Raw genomic sequence first — 18,611 nt, forward strand, 5'->3', positions numbered from 1 at the left:
ACATCACGCCCCCAGTATGAGGGAAAATGAAAATGATTGTCAAAATCTATCGGGGGAGCGACTGAAACGCCCCGAACCGGTCGGCCGCCAGCACCACCAGGAACGCCAGCATCACCACCCGCAGCAGCCGCCCGCCGATGCCCAGCGACGGCCATGACAGATAGGCCAGCCAGGCCACGAACGCCAGCACCGGCAGCACCGCGAGCGCGCCCGGCCAGGCCGCCACGGCGAACCCCGTCAGCAGCAGCACCACCAGCACGGCCGGGACCAGCCACCGGGGCACCTGCGTGAACAGGTAGGCCATCGGGGCCGCGCTGCGCGTCTCGACGCTCTTGCGCAGGCCGATGGCGCCCGGCGTGAAGAACTGCTCGCCCGCGGGCAGCGGGCGCTTCTGCCGCGGGGCCCGCGGGCCGCCGGGGCCCTGCTGAGTGCGGGAACGTCGGCGGCGGTCGTCGTTGGTGGCCACGGGCCCGAGCCTAGCGCCGCCGGAAACGCCCAGGGCAGGGTGATCCTCTGACATCCTGGTGACGTGCTCGCCGTCATCCGTTACATCGTTCCGGAGTCGCAGTCCCAGGACTTCGTCAAGCAGGGCCACGCGATCCTCGACACGCTGGCGGCCCAGCCCGGCTACCTGCGCGGCAGGCTGGCCCGCTCGGTCGACGAGCCCAACCTGTGGGCGCTGGTCAGCGAATGGGAGGGCGCCGGCTTCTACCGCCGGGCGCTGTCGGCCGCGCGGATGGCGATGTACCCGCTGATGATCCTCATGGTCAACGAACCCAGCGCGTTCGAGGACGTCTACCCCCAAGACGGGACGTAGCCGCGGCCGGGCGGCAGCGGTCGCGCGCGAGGGCTCGCCGATGTCCCCTAAGCTGGGAGCTCACATCCCCTCGCCGACCTCCAGCCGGAAAGAGATCCAACGACATGGCACGCCGTACAGACGTCATGGACACCATCGTCAGCCTCGCCAAGCGGCGCGGGCTCGTCTACCCGTCGAGCGAGATCTATGGCGGTCTGCGGGCGTCGTGGGACTACGGCCCCCTGGGAGTCGAGCTCAAGAACAACGTCAAGCGCCAGTGGTGGCAGAGCATGGTCCAGATGCGCGACGACGTCGTGGGCCTCGACTCGTGCGTCATCCTGGCCCGCGAGGTCTGGCAGGCCAGCGGTCACGTCGAGACGTTCACCGACCCGCTGACCGAGTGCCAGTCCTGCCACAAGCGCTTCCGCGCCGACCACCTGGTCGAGGCGTACGAGGAGAAGAACGGCCGGGCGCCCGAGCGGGGCCTGGCCGACATCACCTGCCCCAACTGCGGCAACAAGGGCGCCTTCACCGAGCCCCGGCAGTTCAGCGGCCTGCTCAAGACCTACCTGGGCGCCGTCGAGGACGAGTCGGGCCTGGCCTACCTGCGGCCCGAGACCGCGCAGGGCATCTTCATCAACTACCTCAACGTGCAGCAGTCGGCGCGCAAGAAGATCCCGTTCGGCATCGGCCAGATCGGCAAGTCGTTCCGCAACGAGATCACGCCGGGCAACTTCATCTTCCGCACCCGCGAGTTCGAGCAGATGGAGATGGAGTTCTTCGTCAAGCCCGGCACCGACGAGGAGTGGCACCAGTACTGGATCGACGAGCGCTTCCGCTGGTACTCCGACCTGGGCATCAACAAGGACAACCTCCGGCTCTACGAGCACCCCAAGGAGAAGTTGTCCCACTACTCCAAGCGCACGGTCGACGTCGAATACCGCTTCAACTTCACCGGCGGTGAGTGGGGCGAGCTCGAAGGCATCGCCAACCGCACCGACTTCGACCTGACCGCCCACTCCAAGGCGTCGGGTGTCGACCTCAGCTTCTTCGAGCAGGACACCGGCGAGCGCTACGTCCCGTTCGTCATCGAGCCGGCGGCCGGGGTCGACCGGGCGACGCTGACGTTCATGCTCGACGCCTACACCGAGGACGAGGCGCCCAACGCCAAGGGCGTCATGGAGAAGCGCACGGTCATGCGGCTCGACCACCGGCTGGCCCCGGTCAAGGCCGCGGTGCTGCCGCTGTCGCGCAACGCCGACCTGTCGCCCAAGGCGCGCGACCTGGCGGCCCAGCTGCGCAGGCGGTGGAACGTCGAGTTCGACGACGCCGGCGCGATCGGCCGCCGCTACCGCCGCCAGGACGAGATCGGCACGCCGTTCTGCATCACGGTCGACTTCGACACGCTCGACGACCAGGCCGTGACCATCCGCGAGCGCGACTCGATGGCCCAGGAGCGCATCGCCCTCGACCAGGTCGACTCCTACCTGCGCCAGCACCTCAACGACTGAGAGCCGGCTCCGCGATCAGGCCCTGAGTCAGATGACCCGTCGAGGGACATCGCCAGGGCCTGCCGCGTCGTCAGGTGGCGCGCACCTCAGCGGGCCCGGCGAGTTCGCGCCCGAGCACCCGCGCGTCTTCCAGCGTCTGGGTCGGCGCCCTGGCCCAGGGTGGGCGGCATGATGTGGGCGGCGTCCCGAGGCCCATCGCACGGCCAGCAGGGAGCCGCGTGAGAAGACGGCCTGACCTCCCCGGCGAGCGCGGCTCCAGATCCTGGCTGTACTGCCACGATCGGTGTACGCGCCGTCGGAGGTCTTGAGCCGGTCGAGCCGGGCCTCACTCGAAGTCGTCGGGATTGAGCTCCTCGAGTCGCCTGAACTCGTCGTCGCTCTCCAGTCCTGGCGTGGACCCCCACGGCCGGCGCCAGGTCTCCTCTTCGGCCTGTTCCTTCTGCGGGTCCTGTTCCCGGACGGCCTTGTCCCGGAAGGCCTTGTCTCGAACGGCCTGTTCCTGGACGGCCTGTTCCTGGACGGCCTGTTCCTGGACGGCCTGTTCCTGGACGGCCTGTTCCTGGACGGCCTGTTCCTGGACGGCCTTGTCTCGAACGGCCTGTTCCTGGATGGTCTTTTCCTGGTCGGCACGGTCGGCGCTGGCCGGCGCATGCTCTGGTTGCCTGCGCATTTCTCCCCCTATGCCACCCTTACTCCCTCCCCTGAGAGCGCGGGTCGAACCGTCGGAGGCCGGCGCCGCCATGACGCCGCCGGCCTCGGCGTCAGAGGGCCAGGGCGCGGCCGACCAGGACCTCGGCGAGGTGCGCGCGGTAGGACGAGCTCGCCACCGCGTTGTCGGGCGGTTCGCAGCCTCGCGCGGCGAGCGACCTGGCCTCGGCGGCGGGCGTTCCCGCCGCCAGCGCCTCCTCCACCGCCACCGCCCGCAGCGGCGTCGGGCCCATGCCGATCAGCGCGACGGCCGTGCGCCCGCCGGGCCGCGACTGGACGGCGACCCCGACCACCGCCCAGTCCAGGGCCCGGCGGCTGAACTTCTCGAAGGCGTGGGCCAGGCCCGCCGCGGCCGGCAGCCGGATCTCGGTGAGCAGCTCGTCCGCCGCCAGCGCGCTCTGCCGCGGGCCGGTGAAGAACTCGCCGGCCGGGATCTCCCGGACCCCCGACGGGCCGTGGGCCACCAGCACGCCGTCCAGGGCGAGCACGGCCGCGGCCAGGTCGGCGGCCGGGTCGGCGTGGGCCAGCGAACCGCCGATCGTGCCCCGGTTGCGGACCTGCGGATCGCCGATCCGGCGCGCGGCGGCGGCCAGCAACGGCACCTGCTCGGCGACCACCGGATCCCGCTCCAGGGTCCGGTGACTGGTCAGCGCGCCGACCGCCACCTGATCGCCGTCCAGTCTGACGTACGAGAGCTCGCGCAGGCGGCCGATGTCGACCAGGACGCCCGGCTCGGCCCGCCGCAGCTTCATCGCGGGCAGCAGGGAGTGGCCACCCGCCAGCAGCCTCGCGGCGCCGCCGTGCCGGGAGAGCTCGGCGAGGGCCTCCTGGACGGAGCCCGCGCGCACGTAGGAGAAGCCCGCCGGGATCATCGTGCTCCTCCGTTCGCGGCCGCCCACTGGACCGATTCGACGATCATCTGGTAGCCGGTGCACCGGCACATGTTGCCCTTCAGCCCGTCGCGGATCTCCTGCTCCGACGGGTCGGGCCGCTCGGTGAGCAGCGCGGTGGCGGCCATGACCATGCCCGGCGTGCAGAAGCCGCACTGCAGGCCGTGACACTGCCGGAAGCCCTCCTGCACGGGGGACAGCCCGTCCGGCCCGCCCAGCCCCTCGACCGTGGTGACCGAGCAGCCGTCGGCCTGCGCGGCCAGGACAGTGCAGGACTTCACCGCCACGCCGTCGAGCATGACCGTGCAGGCGCCGCAGCTGGAGGTGTCGCAGCCGACGTGGGTGCCGGTCAGCGACAGCGTGTCGCGCAGGAAGTGGACGAGCAGCAGCCGGGGCTCGACCTCCCGGCTGTGCGGCTGCCCGTTGACGGTGATCTCAACTCGCACGATCTCAACTCGCATGGTGCATGGCCTTCCAGACTCGTTCCGGCGTGCAGGGCATTTCCACGTCGCGCACGCCGAGGTGGGCGAGCGCGTCCACGATGGCGTTCACCACGGCCTGTGGCGCGGCCGTGGCACCCGCCTCGCCGAGCCCCTTGGCGCCGAGCGGGTTGAAGCTGGACTTGGTCTCGATGTGGTGGGTCTCGTAACCGGGCAGGTCGAGCATGCCCGGCAGCATGTAGTCCTCCAGCGAGGCGTTGAGCGGCCGGCCGTCGGCGTCGAAGGAGACCTTCTCGTACAGGGCCTGGGCGATGCCCTGCGCCACCCCGCCGTGGATCTGCCCGCGCGCCGTCATCGGGTTGATGACGGTCCCGCAGTCGTCGACGCACACGTAGCGCAGGACGTGCACGTGCCCGGTCTCGCGGTCGATCTCCACCACGCAGCCGTGCGCGCCGCTCGGGTAGCTCAGGTTGGACGGCTCGTAGTACGAGGTGCACTCCAGGCCGAGCCCGGTGCCGGCGGGGAGCAGGTGCGGCTTGAAGGAGCGCTCGGCCACGGCGGCCAGGCTCACCTCCGCCGTGGGGACGCCCTTGACCTGGAAGCCCGCCTCGACCCGCACCAGGTCGTCGCCCTCGGCCTCCAGCATGTGCGCCGCGATCAGCCTGGCCTTGGCCGCCACGTCCGCCGCGGCCTGCCGTACGGCGTTGCCCGCGACCGGCATGCCCCGGCTGCCCATCGTGCCGATGCCCTCCTGCACGACCGCAGTGTCGCCGTAGAGCACGCTGATGGCCTCGAAGGGCACCCCCAGCTCGTCGGCCGCGATCTGGGCCAGGGCGGTCTGGTGCCCCTGCCCGTGCGGCGCGGTGCCGACCAGGATGATCGCCGAGCCGTCCGGCTGCAGCCGGACGTTCGCCGACTCCCAGCCGCCGATGTAGCCGAACTGCTCGAACAGCGGCGTGGGCCCGAACCCGCCCATCTCCACGAACGTGGACAGCCCGACGCCGAGCAGCTTGGCGCCGGGGTCGGCGCGCCGCCGCTCCTGCTCCTCGCGCAGACCGGCGTAGTCCAGCCGGTCGAGCAGCAGGTCCAGGGCGGCCGGGTAGTCGGCCTCGTCGTACACGATGCCCTCGAAGGGCGTCTGGTAGGGCATCTCGCCCGGCTGGACGAGGTTCACCCGCCTGACGTCGGCCGGGTCCTTGCCGAGCCGGCGGGCGACGAGGTCGACGACCCGCTCGATCAGGAAGCTCGCCTCGGGCCGTCCCGCACCCCGGTAGGAGGCAGTAGGCGTTGTGTTTGTAACGACGCTTCTGAACCGTGCCGCGATCTTCGGGATCCGGTAGCAGCCGCCGAGCATGTACGAGGTGAGCGTGGCGAGCGCGATGCCCACCGGGTCGGGCACGCCGCCCGTGTTGACGGTGAGCGTCACGTCCAGGGCGAGGATCGTGCCCTCGTCGTCGAACCCGACCTCGACCTCCTGGATCTGGTCACGGCCGTGGTAGGTGTGCACCATGTGCTCGCCGCGCGTCTCGACGAACTTGACCGGCCGGCCGAGCCTGCGCGACAGCTCGGGTGCGAGGAACAACTCCGGCATGAACGACGACTTCACCCCGAAGGCGCCGCCGACGTCGGGCGCGATGACCCGGACGAGGTGCCTGGCGAGCCCGAACCGCTCGGCGATCTCCGCCCGCACCCGGTGCGGAGCCTGCACCGTGGCCCAGATGGTGGGACCGGCCCCGGTCCAGTCGGCCAGCACCCCGTACGGTTCGAGGGGCGCGCCGGCGCAGCGCTGGTTGACCAGGCGGGCGCGCAGGCGGTGCGGCGAGGCGTCCAGCTCGTCCGCCACGTCGTGCGGCGTCACCTGCTGCTCCAGGGCGAGGTTGCTCTCCAGCGGCGCGAAGATCGGGACGGCGTCCGGCGCGAGGGCGTCGGCCACCGTCGCCATCACCGGCAGCGGCTCGTACTCCACCCGCACGGCCCGCGCCGCGTCCGCGGCGAGGTAGCGGTCGGTCGCGACCACCACGGCCACCGGCTCGCCCACGTAGTGGACCTTGTCGCCGGCCAGGTAGCCGCGTTCCAGGCCGGGTACGGACGGCCTGGCCGGGAGTTCGGCGAAGTCCCTCGCGGTCCACACCCCGACCACGCCCGGCAGGGCCCGGGCGGCTTCGGTGTCGATCTGGGTGATGAGCGCGTGGGCCTCACCGCTGTGCACGTAGACCATGTGGAGCAGTCCGGGACGATGGATGTCGTCCACGAACGTGCCGCGTCCGGTCAGCAGCGCGGCGTCCTCCTTGCGCGGTACAGCCGAGCCGATCATCGTCACGGGCCACCTCCGTGGCTGCCAAAAAGCAGGCGTCGTTAGGAGTATGGCCACTTATCTTGTCCGTGCTGGGCCTCCCCGGCAAGACCTCCGGGCCATCTCGCGGGTGGACCCTGGAATTGACAACCGCCGGACCGGCACGGTAAGGACCGTGTTCCTACTCCAGCACCCGGCCGACCAGCTCGCCCTCGCGGGGAACCGCCAGGCAGTACGCCGTCCGCGCGCCCGGCCACTCGTGCTCCAGAGGCAGGAGCACGCCGGCCTCGACCGTCTCGCGCATCGACGCCTTGATCCGCAGTCTCGGGGCGCACCAGGCCAGGGCCTGCCGCCTCGCCTCCTCCTCGCCGGGCCAGGGGCCCTCGGGCAGCACGAAGATCGAGGCGTACTCGGCCGCGTGCGGGTGCCCGCACGGCACGAGCGTCGCGACGAGGTCTTGGGGGAGGTCGAGCAGGCAGTCACCGGGACGCAGGTAGGTCGCGTGGTGACGCGACGTCTCCGGGGTGGGGCCCGGCCCCGGATTCTCGGCCGCGCTGCTCGGGGTGTCGTGCACGGCCGGGGCCCGGGTGGTCGAGGTGCCGGTGGAGCATGCCGGAGCCGTCCAGAGAAGACAGACCGTGAGAACGGTCAGGCGATGGCGTGCGCGCAGGGGCATGAAGACCGAGAATCGCAGTTCCCGATCACCGTCCGGTCGCGGAAAAGGTGGCAAAGGGTCACACCGGGCGGCGCGCGGCCCGGCGGCGGCAGTGCGCCAGGGTGACGGCGTAGGCGATCGGGGGCAGCAGGAACACCGCGGCGCGCAGGCCGTACACGATGGCCAGGTAGGTGTCGTGCGGGGCGGCGAGCAGCGGCGACGGCGCGGCCGGATCGGGCGGGATCTCCGAGACCCACGTCGCCGCCCAGACCACCGTGAAGAACGTGATGACCGCGACGCCCGCGGCGGTGCGGACCGGCGCCTGGGAGGGGCGGTCCAGCAGGTGGTGGGAGCGGCGGTCACCGGTCAGCCGGCGGTCTATGAACGGATAGCAGAGCAGCACCAGGAAGAACGCCGCCAGCACGAGCATCGGGATCCAGAGCCCTACCTGCAGCACGTACCCGCCCACCGTGATCTCCCACGGAGGGGTCAGCCGCAGGCCGCCGTCGAGCACGCCGAAGTACCAGAACGGCTGGGCCGACGGCGGCGGCCTGCCCGGCTGGTAGGCGCCGTGCTCCCAGACCGGGTTGACCCGGACGAACGTGGCGAGCAGCGCGATCGCCGCCATGGTGAACAGGGCGGTGGCGCCGTTCTTGACCGCGAAGTAGGGGAAGAAGGGGCCGCCCGTCACCTTCGACTCGTCGGAGCCGGCGAGGCGGCGCTCGGTGTGCTTCTGCCGCCAGGTCAGGATCAGCCCGTGCAGCGGCACCACGGCCAGCAGGATCCCGGGGACCAGCAGCACGTGCGTGACGAACAGCCGCGGCACGACCTCGCCGGGGAACGTGCCGTCGAAGAGGAACCGCGACAGGTAGGTGCCGGCCAGCGGGATGGACAGCAGCAGCCCCTGCGCCTCGCGCAGCCCGGTGAACGCCAGTTGGTCGGCGGTGAGCGAGACGCCCAGGAACGACTCGAACAGCACCAGCCCGAACAGCAGCACGCCCAGCGTCCAGGTCAGCTCGCGCGGCTTGCGGAAGGCGCCGGTGAAGAAGACGCGGAACAGGTGGGCCACGATCGACAGCACGAACACCGTCGCCCCCCAGTGGTGTAACTGCCGCACCAGCAGGCCGCCGCGCACGTCCAGGCTGATCTCCCGCACCGAGGCGAACGCCAGGTCGGGGTCGGGCTGGTAGAAGAACGTCAGGAAGGTGCCGGTCAGCACGATCAGGACGAACGAGTAGAGCGCCAGTTCGCCCAGCAGGAACGACCAGTGGCTCGGGAAGAGCTTGCGCAGGTTGGGCCGGAGCCAGCGGCCCAGGCCGAGGCGGTCGTCCAGGTAGAGCGCGCCACCCCGCGCCGCCCGCGTGGAGCCGGCGGACAGGCGGACGCGGCGCTTGGGCTTCGTCGGAGTGGCCACGGCGCCTCCTGTGGGGGTGCCCCGATTGTGCACCGGTCCTTAGGGTTTCTCAAGAATTGGTGTAAACCAATTGGTATAAACCACTTCGCCAGGCATGCGAGTATCAATTGGATTAGACCGGTCTATGGCCGTTTACCTGCGGAAACGATGACTTAACCGATGAGTGCAGTTTCGTCATCAAAGTCACCGGTAGAGTCCGATCAGAGGCGTTGATTGGAGCTGTGGTGGCCAAGTTCGTTTACGATTTCACCGAGGGCAACAGGCATCTCAAGGATCTGCTCGGCGGCAAGGGAGCCAACCTCGCCGAGATGACCAACCTTGGGCTGCCCGTCCCGCCCGGGTTCACGATCACCACCGAGGCCTGCCGGCACTACCTCACGCAGGGCACGGTCCCCGACGGCTTCGAGCAGGAGGTCGAGGAGCATCTCGCCGCCCTGGAGCGGCAGATGGGGCGCACGCTCGGCCAGGCCGACGACCCGCTGCTCGTCAGTGTTCGCTCGGGCGCGAAGTTCTCGATGCCCGGCATGATGGAGACCGTGCTCAACATCGGGCTCAACGACGAGTCCGTGCACGGCCTGGTCAAGCAGGCCGGAGGCAACGACCGCTTCGCCTGGGACTCCTACCGCAGGCTCATCCAGATGTTCGGCAAGACCGTGCTCGGCATCGACGGCGACCACTTCGAGCACGCGCTCGACACCCTCAAGGGCGACCGCCAGGACACCGACCTGGCGGCCGCCGAGCTGCAGGCGCTGGTCGAGACCTTCAAGGGCATCGTCCGCGAGCAGACCGGCCACGACTTCCCCGCCGACCCCCGTGAGCAGATGCGCCAGGCCGTCATGGCGGTCTTCGACTCCTGGAACGCCCCGCGCGCCATCCTCTACCGCCGCCAGGAGCGCATCCCCGCCGACCTCGGCACCGCCGTCAACATCGTCGCCATGGTCTTCGGCAACTGCGGCAACGACTCGGGCACCGGCGTCGCCTTCACCCGCGACCCCGGCTCCGGCCACCAGGGCATCTATGGCGACTACCTGCAGAACGCGCAGGGCGAGGACGTGGTCGCGGGCATCCGCAACACGATCCCGCTGCAGGACCTGGAGCGCCTCGACAAGAGCAGCTACGACGAGCTGCTGGCCATCATGGAGAAGCTCGAGAACCACTACCGGGACCTGTGCGACATCGAGTTCACCATCGAGCGCGGCAAGCTGTGGATGCTGCAGACCCGGGTCGGCAAGCGCACCGCCGCGGCCGCCTTCCGGATCGCCACCCAGCTCGTCGACCAGGGGCTCATCAGCCTTGACGAGGCCGTCACCCGGGTCACGGGCGACCAGCTGGCCCAGCTGATGTTCCCGCGCTTCGACACCGGCGCCGAGAAGAAGAAGATCGCCAAGGGCATGAACGCCTCGCCCGGCGCGGCGGTCGGCAAGGCGGTCTTCTCCTCCGAGCGCGCCGTCGAGCTGGCCGCCCAGGGCGAGGAGGTCATCCTGGTGCGCCGCGAGACCAACCCCGACGACCTCTCCGGCATGATCGCCGCTCGCGGCGTCCTCACCAGCCGCGGCGGCAAGACCTCGCACGCCGCCGTGGTCGCCCGCGGCATGGGCAAGACCTGCGTCTGCGGCGCCGAGGAGCTCGACGTGTCCACCTCCGAGCGGAGGTTCACCGCGCCGGGCGGCGTGGTGGTCACCGAGGGCGACGTCATCTCCATCGACGGCAGCACCGGAGAGATCTTCCTCGGCGAGGTGCCCGTCGTGGACTCCGCCGTCGTGGAGTACTTCGAGCGCGGCGGCGTGCTCCAGGAGGACGGCCGCGATCGCGAGGGCGAGCTGGTGCGGGCCGTCGACCGGATCATGCGGCACGCCGACGCCACCCGGCGGCTGGGCGTGCGGGCCAACGCCGACACGCCCGAGGACTCGGCCAGGGCCCGCCGCTTCGGCGCGCAGGGCATCGGGCTGTGCCGCACCGAGCACATGTTCCTGGGCGAGCGCCGCCAACTGGTCGAGGACCTGGTGCTGGCCTCGGGTGAGCAGGAGCGGCAGGCGGCGCTGGACGCGCTCGAACCGCTGCAGAAGGCCGACTTCATCGGGATATTTCGGGCGATGGGGGACCTGCCGGTGACGGTGCGCCTCATCGACCCGCCCCTCCACGAGTTCCTGCCCGACCTCACCGACCTGTCCGTCAAGGTCGCGCTGGCCGACGCCGGCCACGGCGAGGTCTCCGTCAAGGACCGCGAGCTGCTGACCGCCGTCAAGAGACTGCACGAGCAGAACCCCATGCTCGGCCTGCGCGGGGTACGCCTCGGGCTGGTCATCCCCGGTCTGTTCGCCATGCAGGTACGGGCCATCGCCCAGGCCGCCAAGGAGGTGCCCGGAGCCCGGCCCGAGATCATGATCCCGCTCATCGCCGCCGTACAGGAGCTGGAGGCCGTCCGCGAGGAGGCCGCCGCGATCCTGGCCGAGACCGGCGTCGACGCCCTGATCGGCACCATGATCGAGACCCCGAGGGCGGCGCTGACCGCCGGCCAGGTGGCCGAGGCGGCCGAGTTCTTCTCCTTCGGCACCAACGACCTGACCCAGATGGTGTGGGCCTTCTCCCGCGACGACGTCGAGGCCGCGTTCTTCTCCCGCTACCTGGAGCTCGGCATCTTCGGCGTCTCCCCGTTCGAGACCCTCGACCAGGAGGGCGTCGGCCGCCTCGTCAGGCTCGCCACCGAGGAGGGCCGCGCCGCCCGTCCCGACCTCAAGCTCGGCATCTGCGGCGAGCACGGCGGCGACCCCGGCTCGGTGCGCTTCTGCCACGACGTCGGGCTCGACTACGTCTCCTGCTCGCCGTTCCGCATCCCGGTCGCCCGCCTGGAGGCCGGCCGGGCGGCGCTCAGCGAGAACGACTCCGACAGCCGCTGACGGGTTCACCCGGGCGCGTGCCGTACCCGCCGCGGGTACGGCACACGCCCATGCGGCCGGCCGACCACCAGATGGAACACCGCCGTCATGGAGGAGGACTCCCTGGGAAGGGGGTTCTCGCGAACCTGACTTGGCGGAGACCGAAAGGTGGATAAAATCGCTGCACTAATGGGCCGCTACGACGAGCACGACCAGGCACGATGGGTTCCCGAAGCACCCGGCAACCCCGAGCGCAGCGCGTTCGAGCGCGATCGCGCCCGCATCGTGCACAGTGCCGCGCTGCGCAGGCTGGCGGCCAAGACCCAGGTGGTCGGCCCGGTCGAGACGCTCGGCGGCGGCCAGCACATCCCGCGCACCCGGCTGACCCACTCCCTCGAATGCGGCCAGGTCGGCCGGGAGATGGGCGCCACGCTCGGCGTCGACCCCGACCTGGTGGAGACCGCCTGCCTGGCCCACGACCTCGGCCATCCGCCGTTCGGGCACAACGGCGAGGTCGCGCTCAACGAGCTGGCCGGCACCTGCGGCGGGTTCGAGGGCAACGCGCAGAGCCTGCGCCTGCTCACCCGGCTGGAGGCCAAGGTGCTGACCGAGGGCGGCAGGAGCGCCGGCCTCAACCTGACCCGGGCCGCGCTCGACGCCTCCATCAAATACCCCTGGACCTGCGAGAAGTCGCCGAAGTTCGGCGTCTATGACGACGACCTCCCGGTCTTCGAGTGGATCAGGGAGGGCGCGCCGCCCGGCAGGGTGAGCTTCGAGGCCCAGATCATGGACTGGGCCGACGACGTGGCCTACTCCGTGCACGATCTCGAGGACGCGCTGCACTCCGGCCACGTCACCCCCGACGCGCTGATGTCGCCGATCGAGCGCAGGCAGGTGTGCGAGCTCACCGCCTCCTGGTACGCCCCCGACGCCGCCCTGGGCGAGCTGGAGGAGGTCTTCAGCAGACTGATCGCCTCACCGCTCTGGCCGCGCCGCTTCGACGCCACCCTCGCCGACCTGGCCGGGCTCAAGGCTCTCACCAGCGGCCTCATCGGCCGCTTCTGCCGGTCCGCCGAGACCGCCACCAAGGACGCGGACGTCGCGCGGCACCGCGCCGACCTGGTGGTGCCGCGCACCACGCAGCTGGAGTGCGCCCTGCTGAAGGGCATCACCGCCCACTACGTCATGACCACCGACGACCACCACGCCAACCAGGCGCGGCAGCGCGAGCTCATCACCGAGCTGGCCTCGCTGATCACCCTCGGCGCGCCGCGCACCCTGGAGCCGGCGTTCCGTCCCGACTACCTCGCCGCGCCCGACGACGCCGCCCGGGTCCGCGTGGTCATCGACCAGATCGCCTCCCTCACCGACACGTCGGCCGTCACCTGGCACCGGCGGCTTTCCGGGTGATCGGCCGCCGCCGTCCGGAGGAGCTCACGTCGGATCGACCGTGATCGGGTCGGGGGTCTCCTCCTCGGGCTCCTTGGTCGGCTTGACCACCTTCTTCGACGTGCACTGGACCGTGCAGCGCGGCGTCTCGCCCAGCCTGCCGCGCAGCGCCATCGTCTCCTCCCTGGGGGAGAGCGTCCGGTTGCCCGACAGCCAGGAGTCGAGGTAGCTCCACGGGTTGACCATGCCCCGGCGGACCCACCAGGAGGAGGAGCCGGTCTTCCAGGAGATCGCGAAGTACAGGTTGGTGGCGGTGTCGCGGGCGTTGCCGGACGAGCCGACCCGGCCGAGCAGTTGCCCGGTGCCGACCCGCACGCCGGGCCGGATGCCGTCGGCGACCGCGTCGAGGTGGCCGCCGAGATAGCGGACGCCGTCGTCGCCGATGATCGTGACGAACCGGCCCTCGCGGTGGGCGCCCACGTCGGTCGTGGGGAGCCACCGGTTCCTGGTGTTGACCTCGTCCACCACGCCGCTGACGGGCGCCACGAAGGCGCACCCCCGGGCGGCCCAGATCGTCGTCTTGGGCAACGTGAGCAGTCTGCGCTGGTAGCTGACCCGGCATCCCTGGACGGGGAAGGTGTAGGTGTGCTTGGACAGCTTGGGCGGCGGCACCTTGACCGGGGCGTCGCCCTTGGGCGGCTCCACGGGCGCCTGCCGCGAGGGGGCCGCCTTGGGGATCGTCGCGGTCACCACGGGGGTGGCGGCCTGGGTGGCCTGCGTGGGCGGGGCCGACTCGGGCGACTGGGCGCTCATCCCGGCCACCCCGGGAGCCTGGGCGCAGGCGCCGGTCATCAACACGGCGCCCGCGACGGCCGCCAATCGTCCTATCTGCCCCGAAAGCATGATCTCCACCCGTGTCACCGTATACATCGCGAGCTTTACCTTTGTAGCCGACGAGGGCAACGGGGAGGACACGTTTTCCGCTTTACGGTCCTTGAGGTGATATCCGACTCTCTGTCGGGCTGTCTGCCGGACGGGCCGGAGGCTGGGAATGTCGGCCGGCCGCAATAGACTCACCGGCGTGGCTGGCCGTATCCGTGACGTCGACATCGCGCTCGTACGCGAGCGATCGCCCATCGCCGAGGTCATCGGCGAGCACATCCAGTTGCGCAACGCCGGCGGTGGCAACCTCAAGGGGCTGTGCCCGTTCCACGACGAGAAGAGCCCGTCCTTCAACGTCACGCCCGAGCGGGGGATGTACTTCTGCCTGGCTGGGGAAACCCGGGTTCTCACGTGGAACGGCGTGCGGCCGATCGCCGAGCTGGCCGGCGGCGTGCACCGAGTGCTGGCTGCCGACGGCACATGGGTGGACGCACCGTTCAAGTCCTTCGGCGTGCAGCGGCTCATGCGGCTGACGATCAGTCGCAACGGTCAGACGAAGGACGTCTTCGCTACTCCTGAACACCGCTGGTTCATCAGGGCAGGCAGAAGGCAGGACAAGCGCGCTGAGGTCACCACCGAGGATCTGAAGCCAGGACAACGTCTGGTGACGGTGTTCCCTGGAACTCGGATCAAGCGGACCACTCCTTCCCCGTTCGGCATTGCTCACGGCATCATCTACGGAGACGGAACCCGGGCCGGCACCGGTAGCCGCGCGACGTTGGACAGCGTCAAGGACGCGCAGTTGCTGAAGTGGTTCCCGCAGAGTTATGTGACGGAGACCCGGGCCGCCGCTTCAGGCAATAGGCAGTTGCTGGTTCATCATCTGCCTCGCTTCTTCAAGGAGTTGCCCCCGCTCGAGGAGTCGGTCCCCTACCTCTATGGCTGGCTCGCGGGATACCTGGCCGCCGACGGGCATGTGGCCAAGGACGGAACCGTCATGCTGCACTGCGCGGACAGAGCCACGCTCGAGTACGTCCGTGCCGTATGCAGTCGGCTGGGGATCGGCACTTACGGCATCACAGAGCAGGTGCGCATCGGATTTGCCGGTCGAGAGCCAAGCTCCCTTTACCGCGTTCACTTCGTCAACGACGATCTGACGGAAGACGCCTTCCTGCTGGACGAGCATCGGACGAGGTTCACGGGCGCGGCGAAGGCGTATGCCAGACGCGGCTGGGTGGTGAAGTCTGTCGAGGAAACGGAACGTCTCGAGGAGGTGTTCTGCGCCACAGTCGATCATGGTCATGCCTTCGTGCTGGAAGACAACCTTCTGACCGGTAATTGCTTCGGCTGCTCCGAGGGCGGCGACGTGATCACGTTCGTCGAGAAGATCGAGCACCTCGGGTTCGGCGAGGCCGTCGAGCGGCTCGCCCAGCGGGCCGGCATCCAGCTCCAGTACGAACAGGGCGGCTACGTCCCCCGGCGCGATCACGGCGAGCGCGCCCGGCTGGTCGAGGCGCACAAGGCCGCCGCCGAGTTCTACGCCGCCAAGTTGCTCGGCCCCGACGCCGCCGTGGGACGGCGCTTCCTGTCCGAGCGCGGGTTCGAGCGGGCCGACGCCGAGACGTTCGGGGTCGGCTTCGCGCCCGCCGAGTGGGAGGCGCTGGCCCGCCACCTCATGGGGCGCGGGTTCACCGCCGACGAGCTGATCAAGGGCGGGCTGGTCAAGGAGGGCCGGCGGGGGCCGATCGACCGCTTCCGCGGGCGGCTGATCTGGCCGATCCGCGACGCCACCGGCGACGTGATCGGCTTCGGGGCGCGCAAGCTGCTCGACTCCGACGACGGGCCCAAATACCTCAACACCCCCGAGTCGCCGCTCTACAAGAAGAGCCAGGTGCTCTACGGCATCGACCTGGCCAAACGTGAGATCTCCAAGCGCGCCCAGGCGGTGATCGTCGAGGGCTACACCGACGTGATGGCCTGCCACCTCGCCGGGGTCCCGACCGCCGTGGCCACCTGCGGCACCTCCTTCGGCGAGGAGCACATCAAGATCCTGCGGCGCTTCCTGCTCGACCAGGCGGAGTTCCGCGGCGAAGTGATCTTCACGTTCGACGGCGACGCGGCCGGCCAGAAGGCCGCCCTGCGCGCGTTCGCCGATGAGCAGAAGTTCGTCACCCAGACCTACGTGGCGGTGCAGGCCGACGGGCTCGATCCCTGCGACCTGCGGGTCAAGCAGGGCGACGCGGCGGTGCGCGACCTCATCGCCAGCCGCGAGCCGCTGTTCCAGTTCGCGCTGCGCAACACCGTCGCCCGCTACGACCTCCGCAGCAACGAGGGCAAGATCGCGGCGCTCGACGCGGCGGCGCCCATCGTGGCCGCCATCAAGGACGTCGGCCTGCGCAAGCGCTACGCCATCGACCTCGACCGGTGGCTCGGGTTCATGGACGAGCGGTTCGTCATGCAGCGCATCGCCGAGGTGGGCGGCGCCCAGCGCGGGCGTCCCCAGCCGGTGCGGCGGGCGGCGCCGCTCGATCCCGGCGTGCGGGTGGAGGCCGAGCTGCTCAAGCTGGCCGTGCAACGCCCGGCCCTGCTCGGGCCGCGGTTCGACGCGCTCGACCCGCAGGCGTTCACCGCCCCCGACCACGTGACGCTGCACCAGGTGATCGCCGCGGCGGGCGGCACGGCCGCGGCCGGCCACGGCGGCAGGGAGTGGGTCGACCGGCTGCTGGAGCACGCGCTCGACGAGGCGGCGCGAGTGCTGGTGACGCGGTTCGCCGTGGAGGCGATCCAGGCCGACTCCCACACCGAGGAGCGCTACGGCGCGGCCATGCTGGCGGCGATCGAGGCCATCGCGATCGACCGGGCCATCGCGCAGGTCAAGTCGCGCATCCAGCGGCTCAACCCGGTGGACGAGCAGCAGGAGTACAACCGGCTCTTCGGTGAGCTGGTCGCCCTGGAGCAGCAGCGCCGGGTGCTGCGAGACCGGGCCGCCGGCAGCTGATTTCCTCCCTCCGGCACGGCTGTGGCGCTCCGCCCGTTGCCGGGACTCCGTGCACCGATCCAGAGATGCAGCGGAGTCCGTGATGGGGATACGGGCGGCCATATCAACCCGCCCGACGGTTCAGGCGAGGCTCTTCGCCGTGCCGTGCGTAAGGATCAACCTTAGGGGGAAACGCGGGCCGTACAGAAGACCGCTGAAGGGCCCCGTGTGGCGCGACCGACGCTGCGAGGCCAAAGTGGCATATCTGGGTGGTTGTGCCGGAAAATTATTTTCAATGCCCTCGCCGGGTCCGCCCGGGAGCCGCGAGAGGCGGGGCAGAAGCCCTGGTAGACGCCCATTCGGGCAGGCCGCGAAGTGCGTCCGGCCGTGCTCGTGGCCGGGCGCGTGCAAACCAGATCGCGTAATTGACTTTACTTTCCTGATCAAACTTCGGCTAAACCTCTAATAGATCTCGATTCGGTAATGGCCACCGCCTTACCTTCGGTGACAAAAATGGGTCTGCCATTTTATGGAACCAATCCTGCAGACTGTCTCCCGTGGGTGCATCGGTGCTGCCAAGTGGACCGCCCTCCGTAGATCAGGTGGCGGACCTCGTCGCGAAGGGAAGGGAGCGCGGAAGCGTCACCGTCGATGACGTCGCGGCCGCGCTTGACCGATCCGAGCTGCCGTCCGACGCGCTGGAACGCGTCGTGCGGATGCTCGCCGAGAACGGTGTGGAGGTCCTCGAGCCCCAGGGCGACGAGGAGACCACCCGCGCCGATGAGGAAGATGTAGGCAAGCGGGCGCCGACCAGCGATCTGGTCCGGATCTACCTCCGGGAGATCGGGCGGGTGCCGCTGCTGACCGCCGAAGAGGAGGTGGAGCTCGCCAAGTCGATCGAGGCCGGTCTGTTCGCCGAGGACAAGCTGTCCAACGGGATCGCGCGGCTGGCCTTCCCGGAGTTCAGGGAGCTCGTCTGGCAGGGGACCCGGGCCAAGCAGCGCCTCATCGAGGCCAACCTCCGGCTCGTGGTGTCGATCGCCAAACGCTACGTGGGCCGCGGCATGCTGTTCCTGGACCTCATCCAGGAGGGCAACCTCGGTCTCATCCGCGCGGTCGAGAAGTTCGACTACACCAAGGGCTACAAGTTCTCCACCTACGCCACCTGGTGGATCCGGCAGGCGATCACCCGGGCGATAGCCGACCAGGCGCGCACCATCCGGATCCCGGTGCACATGGTGGAGACGATCAACAAGCTGGTCAGAGTCCAGCGCCAGCTGCACCAGGACCTCGGTCGCGAGCCCGTGCCCGAGGAGATCGCCAAGGAGATGGACCTGCCGGTCGATCGCGTGGTGGAGATCCAGCGCATCGCCCAGGAGCCCGTGTCTCTGCAGTCGCCGATCGGTGAGGAGGACTCCGACCTCGGCGACTTCATCGAGGACGCGGACGCGGTCGTGCCCATGGAGGCGGCGGCCTTCATCATGCTCCAGGACCAGCTCGACGACATCCTGGCCACGCTGTCGGATCGCGAGCAGCGCATCATCCAGCTCCGCTTCGGCCTGGCCGACGGGCATCCCCGCACGCTGGAGGAGGTGGGCAGGGAGTTCGGCGTCACCAGGGAGCGCATCAGGCAGATCGAGTCGAAGACGCTGGCCAAGCTCCGCCATCCGACGCGGGCGCAGATGCTGCGCGACTACCTGGACTGAGCTTCCACGCCGGCGTGCGGCGGCCCGGGCCCGCCGCACGCCCATGCGTTTCACCAGCCCGCCGAGCGGCGGCC

The 18,611-nt window shown here is 70.1% G+C and carries 14 protein-coding genes; 6 read left to right on the forward strand and 8 right to left on the reverse strand.

Annotated elements, in window-relative coordinates:
* Positions 1-46: 46 nt before the first annotated feature.
* The gene (locus IEY82_RS10095; RefSeq protein WP_225262563.1) at positions 47-466 is read right to left on the reverse strand and encodes a DUF6703 family protein; all 420 of its coding nucleotides are present in this window, start codon (positions 464-466) and stop codon (positions 47-49) included.
* 63 nt (positions 467-529) lie between these two features.
* Between IEY82_RS10095 and IEY82_RS10100 the strand changes: the two genes are divergently transcribed.
* Positions 530-817, forward strand: coding sequence for an antibiotic biosynthesis monooxygenase family protein (locus IEY82_RS10100; protein ID WP_189123767.1), 288 nt, complete (start codon positions 530-532; stop codon positions 815-817).
* A 104-nt stretch (positions 818-921) separates the two neighbouring features.
* Complete coding sequence (locus IEY82_RS10105; protein WP_189123768.1) at positions 922-2,307, forward strand: glycine--tRNA ligase; 1,386 nt, start codon at positions 922-924, stop codon at positions 2,305-2,307.
* A 325-nt stretch (positions 2,308-2,632) separates the two neighbouring features.
* On the opposite strand, the gene IEY82_RS10110 is transcribed toward IEY82_RS10105, so the two are convergent.
* The 6 genes from IEY82_RS10110 to IEY82_RS10135 all read right to left on the reverse strand — a co-directional run bounded on the left by IEY82_RS10110 (position 2,633) and on the right by IEY82_RS10135 (position 8,707).
* Positions 2,633-2,977, reverse strand: a complete 345-nt coding sequence (locus IEY82_RS10110) for a hypothetical protein (protein ID WP_189123769.1) — start codon at positions 2,975-2,977, stop codon at positions 2,633-2,635.
* Between the two features lie 91 nt (positions 2,978-3,068).
* A complete protein-coding gene (locus IEY82_RS10115) occupies positions 3,069-3,887 on the reverse strand; it encodes an FAD binding domain-containing protein (protein ID WP_189123770.1) in 819 nt (272 codons plus the stop codon).
* Positions 3,884-4,351: a (2Fe-2S)-binding protein gene (locus IEY82_RS10120; RefSeq protein WP_308425800.1), complete on the reverse strand. Its 468-nt coding sequence runs from the start codon at positions 4,349-4,351 to the stop codon at positions 3,884-3,886. Before IEY82_RS10120 ends, IEY82_RS10115 begins: the two co-directional genes overlap by 4 nt.
* A 4-nt stretch (positions 4,352-4,355) precedes the next feature.
* The gene (locus IEY82_RS10125; protein WP_225262656.1) at positions 4,356-6,659 is read right to left on the reverse strand and encodes a xanthine dehydrogenase family protein molybdopterin-binding subunit; all 2,304 of its coding nucleotides are present in this window, start codon (positions 6,657-6,659) and stop codon (positions 4,356-4,358) included.
* 160 nt (positions 6,660-6,819) lie between these two features.
* Complete coding sequence (locus tag IEY82_RS10130; protein ID WP_189123773.1) at positions 6,820-7,314, reverse strand: hypothetical protein; 495 nt, start codon at positions 7,312-7,314, stop codon at positions 6,820-6,822.
* A 58-nt stretch (positions 7,315-7,372) separates the two neighbouring features.
* Positions 7,373-8,707: a cytochrome b gene (locus tag IEY82_RS10135; RefSeq protein ID WP_189123774.1), complete on the reverse strand. Its 1,335-nt coding sequence runs from the start codon at positions 8,705-8,707 to the stop codon at positions 7,373-7,375.
* A gap of 224 nt (positions 8,708-8,931) precedes the next feature.
* Between IEY82_RS10135 and ppdK the strand changes: the two genes are divergently transcribed.
* A complete protein-coding gene (ppdK, locus tag IEY82_RS10140) occupies positions 8,932-11,604 on the forward strand; it encodes a pyruvate, phosphate dikinase (protein ID WP_189123775.1) in 2,673 nt (890 codons plus the stop codon).
* A 168-nt stretch (positions 11,605-11,772) separates the two neighbouring features.
* On the forward strand, positions 11,773-12,993 hold the full coding sequence (locus IEY82_RS10145) for a deoxyguanosinetriphosphate triphosphohydrolase (RefSeq protein ID WP_189123776.1): 1,221 nt from the start codon (positions 11,773-11,775) through the stop codon (positions 12,991-12,993).
* Between the two features lie 24 nt (positions 12,994-13,017).
* On the opposite strand, the gene IEY82_RS10150 is transcribed toward IEY82_RS10145, so the two are convergent.
* Positions 13,018-13,875 (reverse strand): M23 family metallopeptidase, encoded by an 858-nt coding sequence (locus IEY82_RS10150; RefSeq protein WP_189123968.1) that lies wholly within the window; start codon positions 13,873-13,875, stop codon positions 13,018-13,020.
* 178 nt (positions 13,876-14,053) lie between these two features.
* Here IEY82_RS10150 and dnaG point away from each other — a divergent pair, with 178 nt between their 5' ends.
* On the forward strand, positions 14,054-16,852 hold the full coding sequence (dnaG, locus tag IEY82_RS10155; protein ID WP_189123777.1) for a DNA primase: 2,799 nt from the start codon (positions 14,054-14,056) through the stop codon (positions 16,850-16,852).
* A 581-nt stretch (positions 16,853-17,433) separates the two neighbouring features.
* On the forward strand, positions 17,434-18,537 hold the full coding sequence (gene rpoD / locus IEY82_RS10160) for an RNA polymerase sigma factor RpoD (protein WP_229697569.1): 1,104 nt from the start codon (positions 17,434-17,436) through the stop codon (positions 18,535-18,537).
* Positions 18,538-18,611: the final 74 nt, after the last annotated feature.

The sequence above is a fragment of the Nonomuraea cavernae genome, assembly GCF_014646355.1.
Taxonomy (GTDB): domain Bacteria; phylum Actinomycetota; class Actinomycetes; order Streptosporangiales; family Streptosporangiaceae; genus Nonomuraea; species Nonomuraea cavernae.

Excerpts from the sequence above, each read along its gene's own strand:
- IEY82_RS10105 (WP_189123768.1), top strand. The coding sequence starts at position 922 with ATGGCACGCCGTACAGACGTCATGGACACCATCGTCAGCCTCGCCAAG.
- IEY82_RS10145 (WP_189123776.1), top strand. The coding sequence starts at position 11,773 with ATGGGCCGCTACGACGAGCACGACCAGGCACGATGGGTTCCCGAAGCA.
- IEY82_RS10115 (WP_189123770.1), bottom strand. The coding sequence starts at position 3,887 with ATGATCCCGGCGGGCTTCTCCTACGTGCGCGCGGGCTCCGTCCAGGAG.
- IEY82_RS10150 (WP_189123968.1), bottom strand. The coding sequence starts at position 13,875 with ATGCTTTCGGGGCAGATAGGACGATTGGCGGCCGTCGCGGGCGCCGTG.
- IEY82_RS10110 (WP_189123769.1), bottom strand. The coding sequence starts at position 2,977 with ATGCGCAGGCAACCAGAGCATGCGCCGGCCAGCGCCGACCGTGCCGAC.
- IEY82_RS10130 (WP_189123773.1), bottom strand. The coding sequence starts at position 7,314 with ATGCCCCTGCGCGCACGCCATCGCCTGACCGTTCTCACGGTCTGTCTT.
- IEY82_RS10125 (WP_225262656.1), bottom strand. The coding sequence starts at position 6,659 with ATGATCGGCTCGGCTGTACCGCGCAAGGAGGACGCCGCGCTGCTGACC.